A 17256-nucleotide genomic window follows, 5' to 3' on the forward strand; every position below is an offset into this window, starting at 1 on the left:
GCCCGCGCCTGATGCCGCTCCCCTAGAGCAGCCCCTTTGCCCGCAGCGACACGTGACCCTCGCGTCCGACGATCACGTGGTCGTGGACCGTCACGCCGAGCAGCCGCCCGGCCTCTGCGATCCGGCGGGTCACGTCGATGTCGGCGCGGCTGGGTTCCGGGTTCCCGCTGGGGTGGTTGTGGACGAGGATGAGCGCGCTCGCCCCCACGTCCATTGCCCGGCGGATGACCTCGCGCGGGTGGAGGCTCGCCTCGTCGATCGTCCCGTCGGCGAGGTGGTGGTCGTCGATCAGGCGATTCTTGGTGTCGAGATAGAGGATGCGCACGCGCTCGACATTGAGATGCGCCATGTCGGTGGTGAGATAGTCTATAAGCGCCTGCCAGCTCGAAAGCACCGGCTTCGTGCCGATCTCGCTCCTCGCCATACGCCGCGAGGCGACTGCGACCGCCTTCAATGCCGCCGCGCTCGTCTCGCCCACGCCCTTCACCCGTTGGAGCGCCTTGGGATCGGCATTGAGCACGGCCGAAAGCGAGCCGAAGGTCTTGAGCAGCTCCTTCGCCACCGGCTTGGTGTCGCCCTGCCTGATCCCTGCGAAAAGGAGGTATTCGAGCACTTCGTAATCGGCGAGCGCCTCGGCCCCGCCTTTCAGCAGCCGTTCGCGCAGGCGGGCGCGGTGTCCCGCGCCGGCGTGCTTGCCCGCGTCGGAACGCGCCGCGGATGGGACCGCGAGCTTGCCCGGCGCGTCGCCGAAATCGAAGCTGTCGTCCTTTTCCGCCAAGCTCTCGCGCCCCTTTCCCCTTGCTCTTCATTGCCTTTGCCGCGCTTGTCGCGCAAGTGGTCGGTCAATGTCCGAGCCCGCTCCCGAGACCGATCCCCACACCGGCGAATCGCCCGGCAAGCGGCGCTGGGCGCTGCGTGTGGGAGCGCTGGCGCTTGCGGCGTTCGCGATCGTGGTGGCTGGCGGGTGGTTCGGGCGTGAGGAAATCGCCGACCTCGTGATCGAGGACGTGCTCGCCGATTATGACCTTCCCGCCAGCTACGAGATCGTGGAGATCGGCCCGAGCGAGCAGGTGCTCGCCAATATCGTGGTGGGCGATACGGCGCGGCCCGACCTCGTGATCGAGCGCGCCGTCATCGGCATCGACTACACGCTCGGCCTACCGGGGATCGGCGACGTGACGCTGGTGCGCCCGCGCCTTCATGCGAGCTACCGCGAGGGCGTTTTCAGCATGGGCGCGCTCGACCCGCTGCTCGAAGGCGAGGGGGAGCCGGGCCTGCCGGGGATCGACCTCACGCTCGTCGATGCCCGCGCGCTGATCGAAACCGATTACGGGCGCATCGGGGTGAAGGCCGAAGGCTCCGGGCCGCTCGACGACGGCTTTTCCGGCATTCTGGCAGCGAGCGCGCCGGGCATCGGGAGCGCGGATTGCCGGGCGGCGCGCGCGACGCTTTACGGCAAGGTGACGACCGCGGCGGGTGCGCCATCCTTCGCGGGGCCGCTGCGACTGGGCGAGTTCGAATGCGGCGGCGCGCGTCTCGAAAACGCCGACATCGCGCTCGACGCGGCGCTGCCCGCCTCGCTCGATGCGGTGGATGCGGGCTTCGACCTCGCCGTCAAGGGGCTGGCGGGCGGCGGCATCGAAGCCGCGGCGCTTTCGGGCGAGGGTCGCGCGGGGTGGAGTGATGGGGTGTTCAACCTGCGCCACGACCTTGCATTGGAGGAGGTCGACGCTGGCTTCGCGCGGCTCGAAAACCTGACGGCGGATGGCGCGCTGCGGAGCATCGAAGGCTTTGCGCAAAACGAATGGGATGCGCAGCTCGTCGGCAAGGGACTGGCCGTGAGCGCGCTCGAGGGCGAGGGGCTCGCCGCGATCGAGAAAAGCCTCGATGCCACCCCGCTCGGCCCGCTGGCGGCGAAGTTCGCGCGCGCGTTTCGCAGCGCCAGCGCGGGCGGAGCCTTGCGCGCCGATCTCACCGCGCGGATCGAGGACGGCGCGCTGTCGCTGTTCGTGCCCGAGGCGCGGCTGGCGAGCGGGTCGGGCGAGACCATCCTCGGCGCTTCGCGGGTGAGCTGGTCGGACGGTGCGCTGCGCGGCAACGTCATGACGGGCGGGGCGGGCCTGCCGCGGATCAGCGGGCGCATGGAGCAGGCCGGGCGCAGCGGCGATCTCGTCTTCCGGCTCGCCATGGCCCCCTACGAGGCGGGCTCGGGCGAGGAAAGCGCGCGGCTCGCCGTGCCGCGCATGGAGTTGCGCCAGACGCGCGGCGGGCTGGCCTTCGTCGGACTGGTCGAAGCGAGCGGCCCGCTTCCCGGCGGACGGATCGAGGGGCTGCGCCTGCCGCTTGCCGGAACCTATGACGCGGGCCGCCTCGCCGTCGGGCGGCGCTGCACCGCGCTCGCGTTCGAGCGGCTGGCCTATGCCGATCTCGAGCTCGGCCGCGAGCGGGTGACGCTGTGCCCGGACGGGGCGGGGGCGATGCTCGCCTATGACGAGACGCTGCGCCTGTCGCTCGCCGCCGACGACCTCGCGCTCGAAGGCTCGCTCGGGGACACCCGGCTGCGCATCGCGGCGGAGCGGGCAGGGCTTTTCGGCGCCAGCTTCGCACTCAACGGCCTCGATGTCGTGCTGGGCGAGGACGAAGCCGCCGTGCGCCTCGCCGCCGCGACCCTGACCGGCGTAATCGGCGACACGCTCGCAGGCGAATTCGCCGGCGGCACGGCGGCGCTCGATGCGGTCCCGCTCGACGTGGCGGCGCTGTCGGGCGGCTGGCGCTATGAGGACGGCGTGCTGGCGCTGGAACGCGGGGCTTTCCTCCTCACCGACCGGACCGAGGGCGAGGCGCGTTTCGAACCGCTCATCGCGCGCGATGCCGTGCTGACACTGGAGGACGGCGCGATCCTGGCCGAGGCGGCGCTGCGCGAACCGGCTTCGGACGCGCTGGTGACGCGGGTTTCGATCCGCCACGACCTCGAAACCGCGCAGGGCCGCGCGCTGATCGACGTGCCGGGCGTCGCGTTCGGCGATTCGCTCGCGCCCGACGATCTCACCATCCTCGCCAAGGGCGTCGTCGCCGAGGTCGAAGGCGTCGTCACCGGGGAAGGCATCGTCGAATGGGACGGCGAGGAGGTGACGAGTTCGGGCCGGTTCCGCACCGACGATCTCGACCTTGCCGCCGCCTTCGGCCCGGTCGCAGGGCTGGCGGGGGAAATCGTCTTTACCGACCTTCTCAATCTCACCACCGCGCCCGGCCAGGTCGTCACCATCGCTGCGATCAATCCCGGGGTCGAGGTGATCGACGGGCGGGTCGCCTTCGCGCTCGACGGGGGGCAGATCGTGCAGGTCGAGGACGCGCGCTGGCCTTTCATGGGCGGCACGCTGATCATGCGCCCGGTGGTGCTCGACTACGGCAGCGCCGAGGAAAAAGCCTATGTCTTCGAAATCGTCGGGCTGGAGGCGGAACGCTTCGTCACCCAGATGGAGCTGACCAACCTGTCCGCGACGGGCACGTTCGACGGGACCGTGCCGATCGTATTCGACGGCGAGGGCAACGGGCGGATCGAAGGCGGCCTTCTGATCTCGCGCCCGCCGGGGGGCAATGTCTCCTATATCGGCGAGCTGACCTACGAGGACATGGGCGCGATGGCCAATTTCGCCTTCAACGCGCTGCGCTCGCTCGATTACAACCAGATGGCGGTCGCGCTCGAAGGCAATCTCGCGGGCGAGATCATCACCCGCTTCACCTTCGACGGGGTGCGCCAGGGCGAAGGGGCGAGCCGCAATTTCGTCACCCGAAGGCTGGGCAGGCTGCCGATCCGGTTCAAGGTCAATGTCCGCTCGGAAAACTTCCACGAACTCGCCACCATGGTGCGCTCGTTCTGGGATGCCGATTATATCCGCAATCCCGTCGATCGCGGCCTGTTGCGGACCGAGGAGGGGCGTTTCGTCCCCCGCACGCCCGCACCCGGCGAACCGCCGCAAGCCGTCCCCGAGGCCATCCGTCCCGAAGAATCTCCCGTTCAACCCCCAGAAAGCGAAGACAGCCCATGATGCCCTGCAAATTGACCGGACCCGCCGGCGCTGCCAAGACCTCCGCCATGAACGGCACGGGGGCTAGCGCGATGGCGGGACGATGGAAGCGGCGGCTGGGCATGGCTTTCGTGCCTGCGGTCATGCTCGGTGGGTGCATCAACGTGAATGCGCCGGACAAGCCGATCGTGATCGAGCTCAACATCAACATCCGGCAGGAAGTGATCTATCGGCTCGCCGAGGACGCGGCCGACACGATCGAGGAGAACGCGGACATCTTCTGAGTGCAGGGGATTCCGATGCTTGGAGGAATACGGATGAAGGCTCTTGTGCGAAACGCGATGCTGGCGGCGGCTGCGGGTGCGGCGCTTGCCGTGGGAATGGCCGCCCCGGCGATGGCCCAGCGCGACCCGGCCTATGCCGCCGCGCGCGCCGCCGGAAAGGTGGGCGAGGGCAGGGACGGTTATCTTGCCATCGTCGGCCAGGCGACGCCCGAGCTCCAGCGGCTGGTCGACGACATCAACATCAAGCGCCGCGCGGTCTATGCGAAAAAGGCGCAAGCGAACAAGGCGACGGTGGAGGAATATGCCTTCACCTCCGGTTGCCTCGCGATCGCGAACACCGCTCCGGGCGAGAAGTACGAAGCGCCCGACGGCACGTGGAAGACCCGCACCAGCGCGCCGCCTGAACGCGATCCGCGGTGTCCCTAGTTTTCCGGCAGCCCATCCGGGCTGACATTTCCTCGCTCACGCGCGCTGCGGACGCATTGCTTTGGCCGCCCGGAGGGGGGCTGGTGTCTTGTGCGCTGCAAGATAATCGCCCGCTGCGAGGGGGCGCACGGTTGACTTGGGTTTGACCCCCTTCTAAGGGGTCCGCGCCCTCGGCGGGCACCTCCTGGCACGTGTCTCGCGGACCCCTTAGGAAAGCAGGCATGAGCGACGAGAAACCCGCCCGAGAATCCAATGCCGAGGATGCGCGGATCGACGCGCTCGAAGCGCGGCTCAAAGCCGCACGCGAGCGTGAAGAACAGCGCAACCGGCCAAAGGTGCAGGGAACCGACGCGAATTACCGCGCCGGCAACCGCGCGCTGGCGGACCTCCTCGGCGGGATCATCGGCGGCTTCGTGATCGGCTGGGCGATAGACGCGCTCGCCGGGACGACGCCCTGGGGTCTGTTGGCCGGCCTGTTCCTTGGGACGGTGGTGGCCTTCAGGAACATTATTCTATCGGCGAACAAGCGCCCCGACACGAAGGCCGACGACCCCGACGGGGAAGGGCCGGACGCGGGGCGCGGTTCATAAAGGGATCAGGGACCGACATCGTGGCAGCCGAAGAAGGCAAAGTCGATCCGATGAAGCAGTTCATGCTCGAGCCCCTGTTCGGCTCGGAAAGCTGGGAACTGGCGGGCTTCAACATCGCGTTCACCAATTCCGCGCTTTGGATGGCGATCACGGTCGTCCTGCTGTGGGCCTTCGTAGCGGGCGGCATGAAGCGCGAGCTGGTCCCCGGGCGTTGGCAGATGGCGGTCGAGAGCTTCACCGGCTTCATCGACGATATGCTCGAAGCGAATGTCGGCAAGGCGGGGCGCAAGTATGTGCCCTACATCTTTTCGCTGTTCATGTTCATCCTGTTCGCCAACCTGCTCGGCCTGCTGCCGATCGGCGTGTTCGGGATCCATCCCTTCACCTTCACCAGTCACTTCACCGTCACCGGCGTGCTCGCGATCCTGAGCTTCTCGATCGTGCTCATCGTGGGCTTCTGGCGTCACGGACTGCACTTCTTCTCGCTGTTCGTGCCGCACGGCACGCCGCTGTGGCTGATCTGGCTGATCCCGCTGATCGAGCTCATCTCCTTCCTCGTGCGCCCCTTCAGCCTCGCGCTGCGCCTGTTCGTCGCGATGATGGCGGGCCACGTTCTGCTCAAGGTGCTGTCGAGCTTCGTCATCGACAGCGTCAACGCGGGGCCGCTGTTCGGCGGGTTCATCGGCGTGCCGAGCTTCCTGCTGATGATCGCCATCAGCGCGCTCGAGATCCTCGTCGCAGGGATCCAGGCCTACGTCTTCGCGCTCCTCACGTCGCTTTACATCAACGACGCCGAGAACCTTCACTAAGTTTCATCCTTTTCCCTCCAAACAGTTTTGAATCCAAAGGAGTTTTTCAAATGGAAGCAGAAGCAGCCAAGCTCGTCGGCGCCGGCCTCGCAGCGATCGGTGCCGGCATGGCCGCGATCGGCGTGGGCAACGTCTTCGGCTCGTTCCTCGAGAGCGCGCTGCGCAATCCGGGTGCTGCCGACGGCCAGCAGGGCCGCCTGTTCATCGGCTTCGCCGCGGCGGAACTTCTGGGCCTTCTGGCCTTCGTCGTCGCGATGATCCTGATCTTCGTCGCCTGACGCCTTTCGGGGGCGCGAGGCGCGTCAGCGCCGAGCGCCTCCTCGAATTTCCTTAAGCTGACCGGGACCGGCAAATGCCCCAGATAGCCCAGCTCGCCGAATTCTACTCCAGCCAGATCCTCTGGACGCTGGTGTTCTTCGGCATCACCTTCTTCCTTATCGGGCGCGGAATGGTGCCCAAGGTGATGGACACCGTCCAGCTGCGCGACCGCCAGATCGCCGACGACCTCGCCGCAGCGCAAGCCGCGCGCGATGCCGCCGACGAGCAGGAGGAGGCATGGAAGGCCCGCGAGGCGGAGAACCGCGCGAAGGCGCAGGCTCTCATTGCCGAGGCCAAGGCCAAGGCTTCGGCCGCGAACGAGGCCAAGCTCGCCAAGGCGCAGGAACGGCTCGATGCCCGCCTCGCCGAAGCCGAAGAGAAGATCGAGGCGGCCCGCAGCGCGGCGCTTGCAGAACTCGAAGACGTCGCCACCGAGGCGAGCCAGGACATCGTCGCCCGCCTGACGGGTGCGAAGGTGGACAAGCGCTCGGCTCGCTCGGCGGTGAAGAAGGCGCTGACCAATGCGTGACACCCTGACCATTCTCGCTTCCGGCTCCGAGTACGCCGAACCGGCCGCGATGGGGCTCGATTCCTATCAGTGGGTCGGGCTTGCCATGCTCGTGCTCATCGGTGTCTTCATCTGGAAGAAGGTGCCCGGCATCGTCACCGGCGGGCTCGACGCGCGGATTGCCGAGATCCGCCAGCAGCTCGACGAGGCGAAATCGCTCCGCTCCGAGGCCGAGGCCCTGCGCGACGAATACGCCGCCAAGATCGCCAATGCCGAAAAGGATGCCGAGGCGATGATGGAGAACGCGAGCCGCGAAGCCGACGCGATCCTTGCCAAGGCCGAAGAGGACGGCGCCGCCATGGTCGCCCGCCGCGAACGGATGGCCGAGGACAAGATCGCCGCCGCCGAACGCGAGGCGGTCGAGGACGTGCGCGCCCGCGCTGTCGAGGCCGCGACTGCCGCCTCCGGCCAGCTTATCGCCGCCAAGCACGACAGCGAGGCGGATGCGAAGCTGGCGGACGAGGTGATTTCCTCGCTCTGAGCCGCACCGGCTTTTTGAGGCTACATCGCCTCCAGCATCGTCACTTCGAGCGTTTGCCCGCGATTGCTGGTGACCGTCATCGTCTCGCCTTCGCGCATCGGCTGGTAGGGCCAGCATTCCTCGCCGCGCGGGACGAAGTCGATGCAAAGGTCACCGTCTGACGCAAAGCCGTATGTTCCCTTGACCACGGGACCGCTGTCGTTGACGAGGATGTTCATCGTTCCGTTGGGCTGGAAATTGCCCGTGTTGGTCGCGCCCTGGTCCATCTCGATCTTGAACGTGCGCCCCTCAAGGTCGTCGGGCCAGCTGTCATAGGATCGGACCTCGTCGCCGGGCACGAGATTGCCCGTTTCCGCGACCTTGTAGGCGCAGCCCGAAACGGCGACGCAGGCACCGGCGACTAAGCTAACATATTTTAAATGCATGATTTTTCCTCCTCTGGTCTGACCAATAGGAGGCTCCTCGGGCCGTTCCGCCGGATCGGCCGAAGCGCCCTTAAGAAGGGGTTTGCGGAGCGCTCAGCCCGCCATTTCGAACACCACCTTACCGACCAGTTCGCGCCGCGCCATCGCTTCGAAGCCCTCGCGCCAGTTCTCCAGCGACAGCACCCGGTCGATTGCGGGTGAGATGCGTCCCGCTTCGGCCAGGTCGCGGACCGCCGCATTGATCGCCGCGCCGCGCTGAGGGAAGCGCCGTGCGTATTCGCCTGCGCGCAGGCCCACGACCGAAAACCCCTTGATGAGCGGTATATTGGTCGCGATTTCGGCGATCCGCCCGCTGGTGAACCCGACCACCACCAGCTTGCCGCCGAAGGCGACGCAGCGGGTCGATTCGTCGAACACGTCGCCGCCGACCGGATCGAATACGATTTCGGCAAGCGCGCCTCCGGTGAGGTCCGAAACCGCCTCTCTGAAACGGCCCTCTGCGAGGATGACGTGGTCAGGCTTCGCCTGCACCGCGATGGCCTCGCGCTTCGCCTCCACGCCCGTCGCCGCGATCACCCGCGCGCCGAGCGCCCTTGCCAGGTCGCAGGCGGCAAGGCCGACCCCGCCGCTCGCGCCGTGGACCAGCACCCACTGGCCATCGCGCAGCCCGCATAGCTCGACGAGGCCGGTATAGGCGGTCGAATAGGCCGCGCCCATCGCGGCCGCTTGCGCGAAGGAGAGCCCATCCGGCATCGGCGAAAGGCCGCGTGCGGGGATGCTCGCAACCTCAGCGAAGGCTCCGGTCTTGTTGCCGCCCATCACCCGGTCGCCGGGCGTGAAGCCGCTGTCCGGGTCGGCAGCGATTACCTCGCCCGCGAGCTCGAGCCCGCTGGTGAAGGGAGGCTCCGGCTTGAACTGGTATTCGCCGCGCGTCATCAGCAGGTCCGGGTAGTTGAGCGAGGCCGCCCGCACCCGAACAAGCACCTCCCCCGGCGCGCGCTCGGGTTCGGCGATATCCTCCAGCGCCACGCCCGATAGGTCGTCCGAAAGGCGATTGACCCGCAATGCCTTCATGTCGGGAGCCTAGAAGGCGTCCTTGGCCGCTCTCAGCGCCGCGAAGGTTTCGTGCGGCGCACTCCCGCCCCAGCGCGCGGCCAGTGCCGGGTCGTCGGCGCGCAGGAAGGGGTTGGTTTCGAGCTCGCGCGCCAGCACCGTCGGGACGGTCGGCTCGCCGCGGGCGCGCTTGGCCTCGATCTCCTCGGCATATTCGTGAAGCGCCGCGTTGTCCGGATCGGCGTGGAGCGCGAATTTCGCGTTCGCGGCCGTGTATTCGTGCGCGCAGTAGAGCGTCGTCTGCGTGGGCAGGCGGCGGATGCGGTCGAGGCTGGTCCAGAACTGCTCCGGCTCGCCTTCGAACATTCGCCCGCAGCCCAGCGCGAAGACCGCATCGCCGACGAAGGCGATCCCTTCTTCCGGGATGAAGTAGGCGATATGGCCGTTGGTGTGGCCCGAAACGTCGATCACCTCGGCGCGGTGTTCACCGAGGCCGACGCTGTCGCCGTGGCCCACGACTTCGTCGATAGACGAAAGCCGCTCGACCTCCTTGGGAGCGATCACTTTCGCGCCCGTCGCTTCGACGATCTCCGCGTTCCCGCCGGCATGGTCGGGGTGCCAGTGGGTGTTCCAGATGTGGGTGATGGTCCAGCCCTTCGCCTCGGCTTGGCGCAGGTATTCCTTCGCATCGGGCGTATCGATCGCGGCGGTTTCGCCGGTCACGGAATTGTGCAGCAGGAAGCCGTAATTGTCGGCAAGGCAGGGGAACTGGTGGACTTGCAGCATGGCGCTCACCTTACAGGCCGGGCGCGCAATGGAAAAGGCCCGCCTGCCGATGGGGCAAGGCGGGCCTTTCGGATCCTGTCGAGGAGGCGCGCCCGGACGGGCGCGCCCCACAAAATCAATCGTTCTTCTTGAGCGCTTCGCCCAGGATGTCTCCCAGCGACGCGCCGCTGTCGGACGAGCCGAACTGCGCCACGGCTTCCTTCTCTTCGGCGATCTGGCGCGCCTTGATCGAGAAGTTGGGCTTCTTCGAGCGGTCGAAACCGGTGACCATCGCGTCGACCTTGCTGCCGACCTGGAAGCGGTCGGGGCGCTGCTCGTCGCGGTCGCGGCCGAGATCGCTGCGCTTGATGAAGCCGGTCGCGCCGTCCTCGCCGACCTGCACTTCGAGACCGCCATCGCGGACTTCGAGGACGGTGACGGTGACGACCTGGCCCTTGCGCAGCGCGCTGGCATCGGCGCCTTCGGCGGAGGGCGCGCCCTTTTCGAGCTGCTTCATGCCGAGGCTGATGCGCTCCTTGTCCACATCGACGTCGAGCACGACCGCCTTGACCATCTCGCCCTTGCGGTGGAGCGCCAGCGCGTCCTCGCCCGAGATGCCCCAGGCGATGTCGGACATATGGACCATGCCGTCGACGTCGCCGTCGAGCCCGACGAACAGGCCGAATTCGGTGGCGTTCTTGACTTCGCCCTCGACTTCGGAGCCGATCGGGTGCTTCTCGGCGAACTCTTCCCACGGATTGCGCTGGGCCTGCTTGAGGCCGAGGCTGATGCGGCGCTTTTCGCTGTCGACCTCGAGGATCATGACCTCGACTTCTTGGCTTGTGCTGACGATCTTGCCCGGGTGGACGTTCTTCTTGGTCCAGCTCATTTCGGAGACGTGGACGAGGCCCTCGATACCCGGTTCGAGTTCGACGAAGGCGCCGTATTCGGTGATGTTGGTGACCGTTCCGGTGATCTTCATGCCGACCGGATACTTGGCCGAAACGCCGTCCCACGGATCGCTTTCGAGCTGCTTCATGCCGAGGCTGATGCGCTGGGTTTCGGTGTTGATGCGGACGATCTGGACCGTGACGGTGTCACCGATATTGATGACCTCGCTCGGGTGGTTGACGCGCTTGTAGCTCATGTCGGTGACGTGGAGCAGGCCGTCGATCCCGCCGAGGTCGACGAAGGCGCCGTAATCGGTGATGTTCTTGACCACGCCGTCGATCACCTGGCCCTCGGCCAGCTTGTCGATCAGCTCGCTGCGCTGTTCGGCGCGGGTTTCTTCCAGCACCGCGCGGCGCGAGACGACGATGTTGCCGCGGCGGCGGTCCATCTTGAGGATCTGGAAGGGCTGCGGCATATCCATCAGCGGGGTGACGTCGCGCACCGGGCGGATGTCGACCTGCGAGCCGGGGAGGAAGGCCACGGCGCCGTCGAGGTCGACGGTGAAGCCGCCCTTGACCCGGCCGAAGATGCGGCCTTCGACGCGCTTGCCTTCGCCGAATTCGTTTTCGAGCTTGTCCCACGCGGCTTCGCGGCGGGCGCGGTCGCGCGACAGCATCGCTTCGCCGTCGGCATTCTCGACGCGGTCGACATAGACTTCGACCTCGTCACCGACGGAGAGGTTGTGGTCCTCTTCGCCGCGCATGAATTCCTTGAGGTTGACGCGGCCTTCGGACTTGAGGCCGACATCGATCACGGCCATGCCGGCCTCGATCGCGGTGACGGTTCCCTTGACGACGCGGCCTTCGAAGCCGCCTTCGTCGGCACCGCCGAGCTGTTCGTTGAGGAGCGCTTCGAAATCGTCGCGCGTGGGGTTGGGCGAAGTCGCCATAAGTCGTGGTTTCCCAGTTCGTCTTGTTACCGGCCGCCGGTTTTTCCGGGGTCTTTCTCCGTCTCCGCGCGCACCATTGCGGCGGCTGACGGGGCAAGAGGCCGACATCTCCGCGCCGCCGGATGCGAAAACGCGAAGGTCCACTCAACCACTGATGATTGCGAGAACGGGCGCGCCCCTATGCGAAACGGGCGGGAAAGGCAAGGAAAATGCCGGGCGCACGCCGCCCGGATGGGTCAGGCGAGGCCGAGCCGTTCCTTCACCGCGTCCAGCACCGCTTCGAAGGCTTCCTGCTTGCCGAAGTTGGTGGTGTCGATGACCATGGCATCGGGGGCTGCCTTGAGCGGGGCATCGGCGCGGTTGATGTCGCGCGCGTCGCGGCGCACGATGTCCTTCTCGATTTCCGCAAGCGGTATCTCGTCCTCGCGCCCGATATGTGCCTGCGTCATCTCGAGCCAGCGCCGCCGCGCGCGTTCCTGCACGCTGGCGGTGATGAACAGCTTGACCTCGGCATCGGGCGCGATGACGGTGCCGATGTCGCGCCCGTCGAGCACGGCGCCGCCCGGCTGCGTGGCGAAGGCGCGCTGGCGTTCGAACAGGGCGGCGCGCACCGCCGGGTGCACGGAAACGCGGCTCGCCAGCCCGCCGGTTTCCTCTGAGCGCAGGACCGGGTCGTGCATCAGTTCATCGGGAAAGTCGCAGGCGGCCAGCGCGTCCGCCTCGGTATCGGCATCGCCACCGTTCAGCGCGACCTGACGCCCGACCGCGCGGTAAAGGAGGCCGGTGTCGAGATGCGGCACGCCGAAATGCTCGGCGAGCCGCTTGGCGATGGTGCCCTTGCCCGAAGCGGTGGGGCCGTCGACGGCGATGATCATCGAAACGTGTCCTTGATGCGGCGGGGAGTGAGCGCACGCCTTTCGCGGGCGCGCCAGCGGTAATGGAGGAAGACCAGCGCCCCCAGTGCGGCGACGAGGTTGAGTGCGAGGTCGATCCGCTCGAGCCCGTTCTCGCTTCGCAGGACGCTTACCGCAATGGCCGTGCCGAACAGCAACAGCGCGGCGACGAGGCGGCGGACCAGCGGCGTGCGGCCGAGCAGGAGCAGGGTGCGCTTCACCGCTCCTCCACCTCGACCGCGTCGTCGCCGCCGCTTGCGCTGCGAACGGCCTTGACCAGCCCGGTAATCGCGATCGCCGCCCAGAACCCTTCGAGCACCAGGCTCGGCCAATTGGTGTGGACGATGAGGCTGACCGTGAGCAGCGCCGCGCCGGTCAGGTTCGTGCCGTGGAGGATATACGGGTTCGCCCGCTGGGCCAGCGTCAGGTAGGCATAGGCGCCGATGATGCAGGCCGTGCCGACAAAGCCGATGAACGAATAGATGTCGAGCGGGGTCGCCACACGCCTTCAACCGTAGCGGGCGAAGACGTAGCGGCTGCCGTCCGCACGGAAGGCGATCACCTCATAGGGCTGGGTGCGATTGCCCATTTCCATGCCCGGCGAGCCGACCGGCATCCCGGGCACGGCGAGGCCGACGACGCCCTCGGGCCGCTCGGCGAGCAGGCGCTCGATCTCGGCGGCGGGGACGTGGCCCTCGATCACGTAGTCGCCGACGGTGAGCGTGTGACAGCTCCACAGGTCCTGCGGCACGCCCTTCGCGGTCTTCACCGCGGCCATGTCGGGCGTGATCGTCTCGGCCACCTCGACCGCGTTCTCGGCGCGCACGTGCTCGGCCCATTTGCCGCAGCAGCCGCAATTGGGATCGCGGAACATCTCGTAGGTCGCGGCCTGCGCCGCGCTCGTGCAGGCGGCGAGGAAAAGCAGGGCGGGGGCGAGAAGGGGTCGTTTCATCCAGGGATCTCCGATTTTCTTCCGGGCGAAGATTGGGGCTGCGCGGCGGCCTCTTCAAGCAGCGATGCGAAACCGGGAAAGCTGGTCGCGATCGGCCCGGTGTCGTCGATCGCGACGCCGCTGCGGCTCGCGAGCCCTGCGACGGCCATGCTCATGGCGATGCGGTGATCGAGGTGGGTCGCGACCTCAGCGCCTTCGGGCGTGCCCGGCAGGGGCTCGCCGCCGCTGCCGTGGATGACGAGCCCGTCCTCGTGCTCCTCCGCCCGCGCGCCGGCCAGCGTGAGCGCGGCGGCCATCGCGGCGAGGCGATCGGATTCCTTGACCCGCAGTTCCTCCAGCCCGCTGGTGGTCGTGGTCCCCTCGGCCATGGCGGCGGCGACGAAGAAGGCGGGGAATTCGTCGATCATCGCAGGGCCAAGCGCGGGGTCGATCTCCGCGCCCTTCAGATGAGCATGGCGCACGCGCAGGTCCGCGACCGGCTCGCCGCCGACCTCGCGCGGATTTTCCTCCGTTATCTCCGCGCCCATCTGGCGCAGCGCCTCGACCAGCCCGGCTCGGGTGGGGTTCATGCCGACGTTCTCGATGACAAGATCGCTCCCCGGCACGATGCTGGCTGCGACCATGAAGAAGGCCGCCGAGGACGGATCGCCCGGCACGGTCACGTCGAGCGGGGTCAGGTCCGCTTCGCCGTGGATGTCGATGACCTTCTCGCCTCCTTCCTCGCCGATCTCGAGCCGCGCGCCGAAACCTTCCAGCATCCGCTCGGTGTGGTCGCGCGTCGGGACCGGCTCGATAACGCGGGTGATGCCCGGCGTGTTGAGCCCGGCGAGCAGCACCGCGCTCTTCACCTGCGCCGATGCGACCGGCAGGCGGTAGGTGATCGGCACGGCAGGCAGGGCGCCGCGCATCATCAGCGGGAGCGTGCCGCCGGGCGAGGCATTGATCGCCGCGCCCATCCGCGCAAGCGGGGTGATGACCCGCTCCATCGGGCGACGCGACAGGCTGGCGTCACCCGTGAAAGTCGCGGTGATGCCATGGCTCGCGACGAGACCCATCAGGAGCCGGGTGGATGTCCCCGAATTGCCCATGTCGAGCGCCTGTGCGGGCTCGAGCAGGCTGCCGAGCCCGGCTCCGTCGACGACCCACGCACCGTCCTCCAGCCGTTCCACGCGCGCCCCGAATGCCCGCATCGCCGCCGCGGTCGCAAGCACGTCCTCGCCTTCGAGCAGGCCGGCGATCGTGCTGCGCCCGACGGTGAGCCCTGCGAACATCAGCGCGCGGTGGCTGATCGACTTGTCGCCCGGCACGGCGATGCGCCCGGTCAGCGGCGCGCTTGCTGGAAGGAAGGTGTGGGCGGGCATTGCGGCTCTTTCGGGGCTTCTCGCTTGCGGTGGTGCTTTGACAGCGCCTCCCCCTTCTGGCAAGGCGCGCCGCCACGTGCAGTCCCGTGCTTGATTCAGGGGCGGGGCGCGCCCACTTTCCACGACTGACTTGACGGATAGAACGGCACTCGCAAGGACATCGGCGAGGCCAATTCGAGGATTATCACGACATGGCGAAGCCAGAATGGGGCACCAAGCGTTCCTGCCCCAAATGCGGGGAACGCTTCTACGACCTGGGCAAGGACGATCCGGTGACCTGCATCGAATGCGGCGAACAGTGGACGCCCGAACCCGTGCTCAAGTCGAAGCAGCCTATCCCGTTCGAGGAAACCGAGAAGAAGGAAAAGGACGGCGAGTCCGATTCCGACCTGTCCGGCGATGACGATCTCGACGATATCGACATCGACGATGATGACGATTCGCCCGACAACGACGTCGATCTCGGCGGCGACGACGATCTCGGCGTCTCCAAGGGCAAGGGCGACGACGAGGAAGAAGACTCCTGATTTTTGGCGCACCCCCGTTCCGGGGGTGCGACATCCTCGGCCCTTGCGGGCCTGCGGGCGGGCGGTCGCCCTTGCGGCGGCTCCGCCGCTGGACAGCGTCACCTGGCAAGGGTTGATCGGGACAGCACCTTCCCCAAATACCTCTTGCAAATGGGAAGTGCCCCTTATAATGGGCGCATCCCGCGAGCGGCTCCGCAAGGTACGGCTCGCATTCTGACTGGCTCGGGGCCTTAGCTCAGCTGGGAGAGCGCAACACTGGCAGTGTTGAGGTCAGCGGTTCGATCCCGCTAGGCTCCACCAGTCAACCACATTCACGGGGTTCCGCCTTCGGGCGGTCATTCCGCACGCTGGCCGACGAGGTTTCGTCCGCCGGCGTTTTTCGCGTTTATCGGGCTTTCGCCGGTCCGTGAGGAGTTGGAGCGCCAATGTTCGACAACCTGTCCGATCGCCTCGGCGGCGTCTTCGATCGGCTGAAGGGCCGCGGCGCGCTCAAGGAACAGGACGTGCGCGATGCCATGCGCGAAGTGCGCGTCGCCCTGCTCGAAGCCGACGTGGCGCTGCCCGTCGCCCGCCGCTTCATCGATTCGGTCACCGAAAAAGCCGTCGGCCAGGACGTCCTCAAATCGGTCACGCCCGGCCAGCAGGTCGTCAAGATCGTCCACGACGAGCTCGTCGAAATGCTCGGCGGAGCCGAGGCCGAGGGGCTCAACCTCGAGGCCAAGCCCCCCGTCGTCATCATGATGGTCGGCCTCCAGGGCTCGGGCAAGACGACCACCACCGCCAAGCTCGCCAAGCTGATCCGCGAACGCCACGGCAAAAAGGCAATGATGGCCTCGCTCGACGTCAACCGTCCGGCGGCGCAGGAACAGCTCGCCGTGCTCGGCGAACAGGTGTCGGTCGCGACACTCCCCATCATTGCGGGCCAGCAGCCGGTCGACATCGCCCGGCGGGCGATGGAATCCGCGCGGCTTCAGAACGTCGACGTGCTCCTGCTCGACACCGCGGGCCGGCTCCATGTCGACGAAGCCCTGATGGCCGAAATGAAGGCGGTGGCGAGCGTCTCCGCGCCGAACGAAGTGCTGCTGGTCGTCGACAGCCTCACCGGGCAGGACGCGGTCAATGTCGCGCAGAGCTTCAGCGGAGAAGTCCCGCTGACCGGCGTGGTCCTCACCCGGATGGACGGCGACGCGCGCGGCGGTGCGGCGCTTTCTATGCGCGCTGTCACGGGCAAGCCGATCAAGTTCGCAGGCACCGGCGAGAAGCTCGACGCGATCGAGACGTTCCGCCCGGCAGGGGTCGCCGACCGCATCCTCGGCATGGGCGACGTCGTCAGCCTCGTCGAGAAGGCGGCGGCGACGATCAAGCAGGAAGAGGCCGAACAGCTCCAGCGCAATTTCGAAAAGGGCAAGTTCGACCTCAACGACCTGAGGATGCAGCTCAGGCAGATGCAGAACATGGGCGGGCTCGGGATGCTCGCCGGGATGCTGCCGGGCATGAAGAAGGCGAAGGCCGCGATGGCCGCGTCGAACATGGACGACAAGGTGCTGGTCCACATGGACGCGATCATCTCCTCGATGACGCCCAAGGAACGCGCCAACCCCGCGCTGATGAACGCCAAGCGCAAGAAGCGAGTCGCGGCCGGCAGTGGGACGGACGTGCAGACCGTCAACAAGCTGCTGAAGATGCACCAGGAAATGGGCCGCGCGATGAAGCAGATCAAGAAGATGGGCGGTTTGAAGGGCCTTGCCGCGATGTTCGGAGGCGGGGGGATGCCCGGAATGGGCGGCCCCGGCGGGGTCGGCGGTCAGGGCGGGCTTCCCGGCCTTGGCGGTCCGGGCGGTCCCGGCGGCGCAGGCGGCGGGCTCCCTGGCCTCGGCGGGCCGGGTGGCCCCGGCGGCAGCAAGAAGAAATAGTTTCAATTCTAAATATCAGACAC

General features: G+C 67.4%; 20 protein-coding genes and 1 tRNA gene. 11 read left to right on the forward strand and 10 right to left on the reverse strand.

The window, feature by feature from the left end; genetic code table 11:
• Window positions 1-22 precede the first annotated feature (22 nt).
• Complete coding sequence (gene radC / locus G9473_RS03465) at window positions 23-778, reverse strand: DNA repair protein RadC (RefSeq protein WP_367159478.1); 756 nt, start codon at window positions 776-778, stop codon at window positions 23-25.
• A 67-nt stretch (window positions 779-845) separates the two neighbouring features.
• On the opposite strand from radC, the gene G9473_RS03470 reads away from it, so the two are divergent.
• The 8 genes from G9473_RS03470 to G9473_RS03505 all read left to right on the forward strand — a co-directional run bounded on the left by G9473_RS03470 (window position 846) and on the right by G9473_RS03505 (window position 7504).
• A complete protein-coding gene (locus tag G9473_RS03470) occupies window positions 846-4049 on the forward strand; it encodes a YdbH domain-containing protein (RefSeq protein ID WP_291136039.1) in 3204 nt (1067 codons plus the stop codon).
• Window positions 4050-4096: 47 nt separating this feature from the next.
• Complete coding sequence (locus G9473_RS03475; protein WP_291136041.1) at window positions 4097-4312, forward strand: YnbE family lipoprotein; 216 nt, start codon at window positions 4097-4099, stop codon at window positions 4310-4312.
• Between the two features lie 33 nt (window positions 4313-4345).
• A complete protein-coding gene (locus G9473_RS03480) occupies window positions 4346-4738 on the forward strand; it encodes a YdbL family protein (RefSeq protein WP_291136043.1) in 393 nt (130 codons plus the stop codon).
• A gap of 221 nt (window positions 4739-4959) precedes the next feature.
• Window positions 4960-5328, forward strand: a complete 369-nt coding sequence (locus G9473_RS03485; protein ID WP_291136045.1) for an AtpZ/AtpI family protein — start codon at window positions 4960-4962, stop codon at window positions 5326-5328.
• A gap of 50 nt (window positions 5329-5378) precedes the next feature.
• Window positions 5379-6137, forward strand: coding sequence for a F0F1 ATP synthase subunit A (locus G9473_RS03490; RefSeq protein ID WP_291138198.1), 759 nt, complete (start codon window positions 5379-5381; stop codon window positions 6135-6137).
• A 50-nt stretch (window positions 6138-6187) separates the two neighbouring features.
• Window positions 6188-6415, forward strand: a complete 228-nt coding sequence (locus G9473_RS03495; protein WP_027442220.1) for a F0F1 ATP synthase subunit C — start codon at window positions 6188-6190, stop codon at window positions 6413-6415.
• A gap of 74 nt (window positions 6416-6489) precedes the next feature.
• The gene (locus tag G9473_RS03500; RefSeq protein ID WP_291136051.1) at window positions 6490-6984 is read left to right on the forward strand and encodes an ATPase; all 495 of its coding nucleotides are present in this window, start codon (window positions 6490-6492) and stop codon (window positions 6982-6984) included.
• Window positions 6977-7504: a hypothetical protein gene (locus G9473_RS03505; protein WP_291136053.1), complete on the forward strand. Its 528-nt coding sequence runs from the start codon at window positions 6977-6979 to the stop codon at window positions 7502-7504. The genes G9473_RS03500 and G9473_RS03505 overlap by 8 nt, the downstream gene beginning before the upstream one ends.
• A gap of 20 nt (window positions 7505-7524) precedes the next feature.
• On the opposite strand, the gene G9473_RS03510 is transcribed toward G9473_RS03505, so the two are convergent.
• The 9 genes from G9473_RS03510 to aroA all read right to left on the reverse strand — a co-directional run bounded on the left by G9473_RS03510 (window position 7525) and on the right by aroA (window position 14793).
• Window positions 7525-7929, reverse strand: a complete 405-nt coding sequence (locus G9473_RS03510; RefSeq protein WP_291136055.1) for a hypothetical protein — start codon at window positions 7927-7929, stop codon at window positions 7525-7527.
• Between the two features lie 93 nt (window positions 7930-8022).
• Window positions 8023-9003, reverse strand: a complete 981-nt coding sequence (locus tag G9473_RS03515; protein ID WP_291136057.1) for an NADPH:quinone oxidoreductase family protein — start codon at window positions 9001-9003, stop codon at window positions 8023-8025.
• 9 nt (window positions 9004-9012) lie between these two features.
• Window positions 9013-9768 carry a hydroxyacylglutathione hydrolase gene (gloB, locus tag G9473_RS03520; protein WP_291138201.1) on the reverse strand — a complete coding sequence of 252 codons (756 nt, stop codon included), beginning with the start codon at window positions 9766-9768 and terminating at the stop codon, window positions 9013-9015.
• A 115-nt stretch (window positions 9769-9883) separates the two neighbouring features.
• Window positions 9884-11587: a 30S ribosomal protein S1 gene (gene rpsA, locus G9473_RS03525; RefSeq protein WP_291136058.1), complete on the reverse strand. Its 1704-nt coding sequence runs from the start codon at window positions 11585-11587 to the stop codon at window positions 9884-9886.
• Window positions 11588-11823: 236 nt separating this feature from the next.
• Window positions 11824-12462, reverse strand: a complete 639-nt coding sequence (locus G9473_RS03530) for a d(CMP) kinase (protein WP_291136060.1) — start codon at window positions 12460-12462, stop codon at window positions 11824-11826.
• Window positions 12459-12701 carry a hypothetical protein gene (locus G9473_RS03535; RefSeq protein WP_291136062.1) on the reverse strand — a complete coding sequence of 81 codons (243 nt, stop codon included), beginning with the start codon at window positions 12699-12701 and terminating at the stop codon, window positions 12459-12461. The genes G9473_RS03530 and G9473_RS03535 overlap by 4 nt, the downstream gene beginning before the upstream one ends.
• Entirely contained in the window at window positions 12698-12982 is a 285-nt protein-coding gene (locus G9473_RS03540) for a permease (protein WP_291136064.1), read from the reverse strand. Before G9473_RS03540 ends, G9473_RS03535 begins: the two co-directional genes overlap by 4 nt.
• Window positions 12983-12988: 6 nt before the next feature.
• Window positions 12989-13432 carry a DUF411 domain-containing protein gene (locus G9473_RS03545; protein ID WP_291136066.1) on the reverse strand — a complete coding sequence of 148 codons (444 nt, stop codon included), beginning with the start codon at window positions 13430-13432 and terminating at the stop codon, window positions 12989-12991.
• Window positions 13429-14793 (reverse strand): 3-phosphoshikimate 1-carboxyvinyltransferase, encoded by a 1365-nt coding sequence (gene aroA / locus G9473_RS03550; RefSeq protein ID WP_291136068.1) that lies wholly within the window; start codon window positions 14791-14793, stop codon window positions 13429-13431. Before aroA ends, G9473_RS03545 begins: the two co-directional genes overlap by 4 nt.
• 191 nt (window positions 14794-14984) lie before the next feature.
• Here aroA and G9473_RS03555 point away from each other — a divergent pair, with 191 nt between their 5' ends.
• The 3 genes from G9473_RS03555 (at window position 14985) to ffh (ending at window position 17233) form a co-directional block, all read left to right on the forward strand.
• Window positions 14985-15320 carry a TIGR02300 family protein gene (locus tag G9473_RS03555; RefSeq protein ID WP_291136069.1) on the forward strand — a complete coding sequence of 112 codons (336 nt, stop codon included), beginning with the start codon at window positions 14985-14987 and terminating at the stop codon, window positions 15318-15320.
• A 224-nt stretch (window positions 15321-15544) separates the two neighbouring features.
• Window positions 15545-15620 (forward strand) — tRNA-Ala (locus tag G9473_RS03560).
• A gap of 125 nt (window positions 15621-15745) precedes the next feature.
• The gene (ffh, locus tag G9473_RS03565; protein WP_291136071.1) at window positions 15746-17233 is read left to right on the forward strand and encodes a signal recognition particle protein; all 1488 of its coding nucleotides are present in this window, start codon (window positions 15746-15748) and stop codon (window positions 17231-17233) included.
• The last annotated feature ends 23 nt before the right edge of the window (window positions 17234-17256 follow it).

Origin of the sequence: Erythrobacter sp., from assembly GCF_011765465.1 — a bacterium.
GTDB lineage: Bacteria > Pseudomonadota > Alphaproteobacteria > Sphingomonadales > Sphingomonadaceae > Erythrobacter.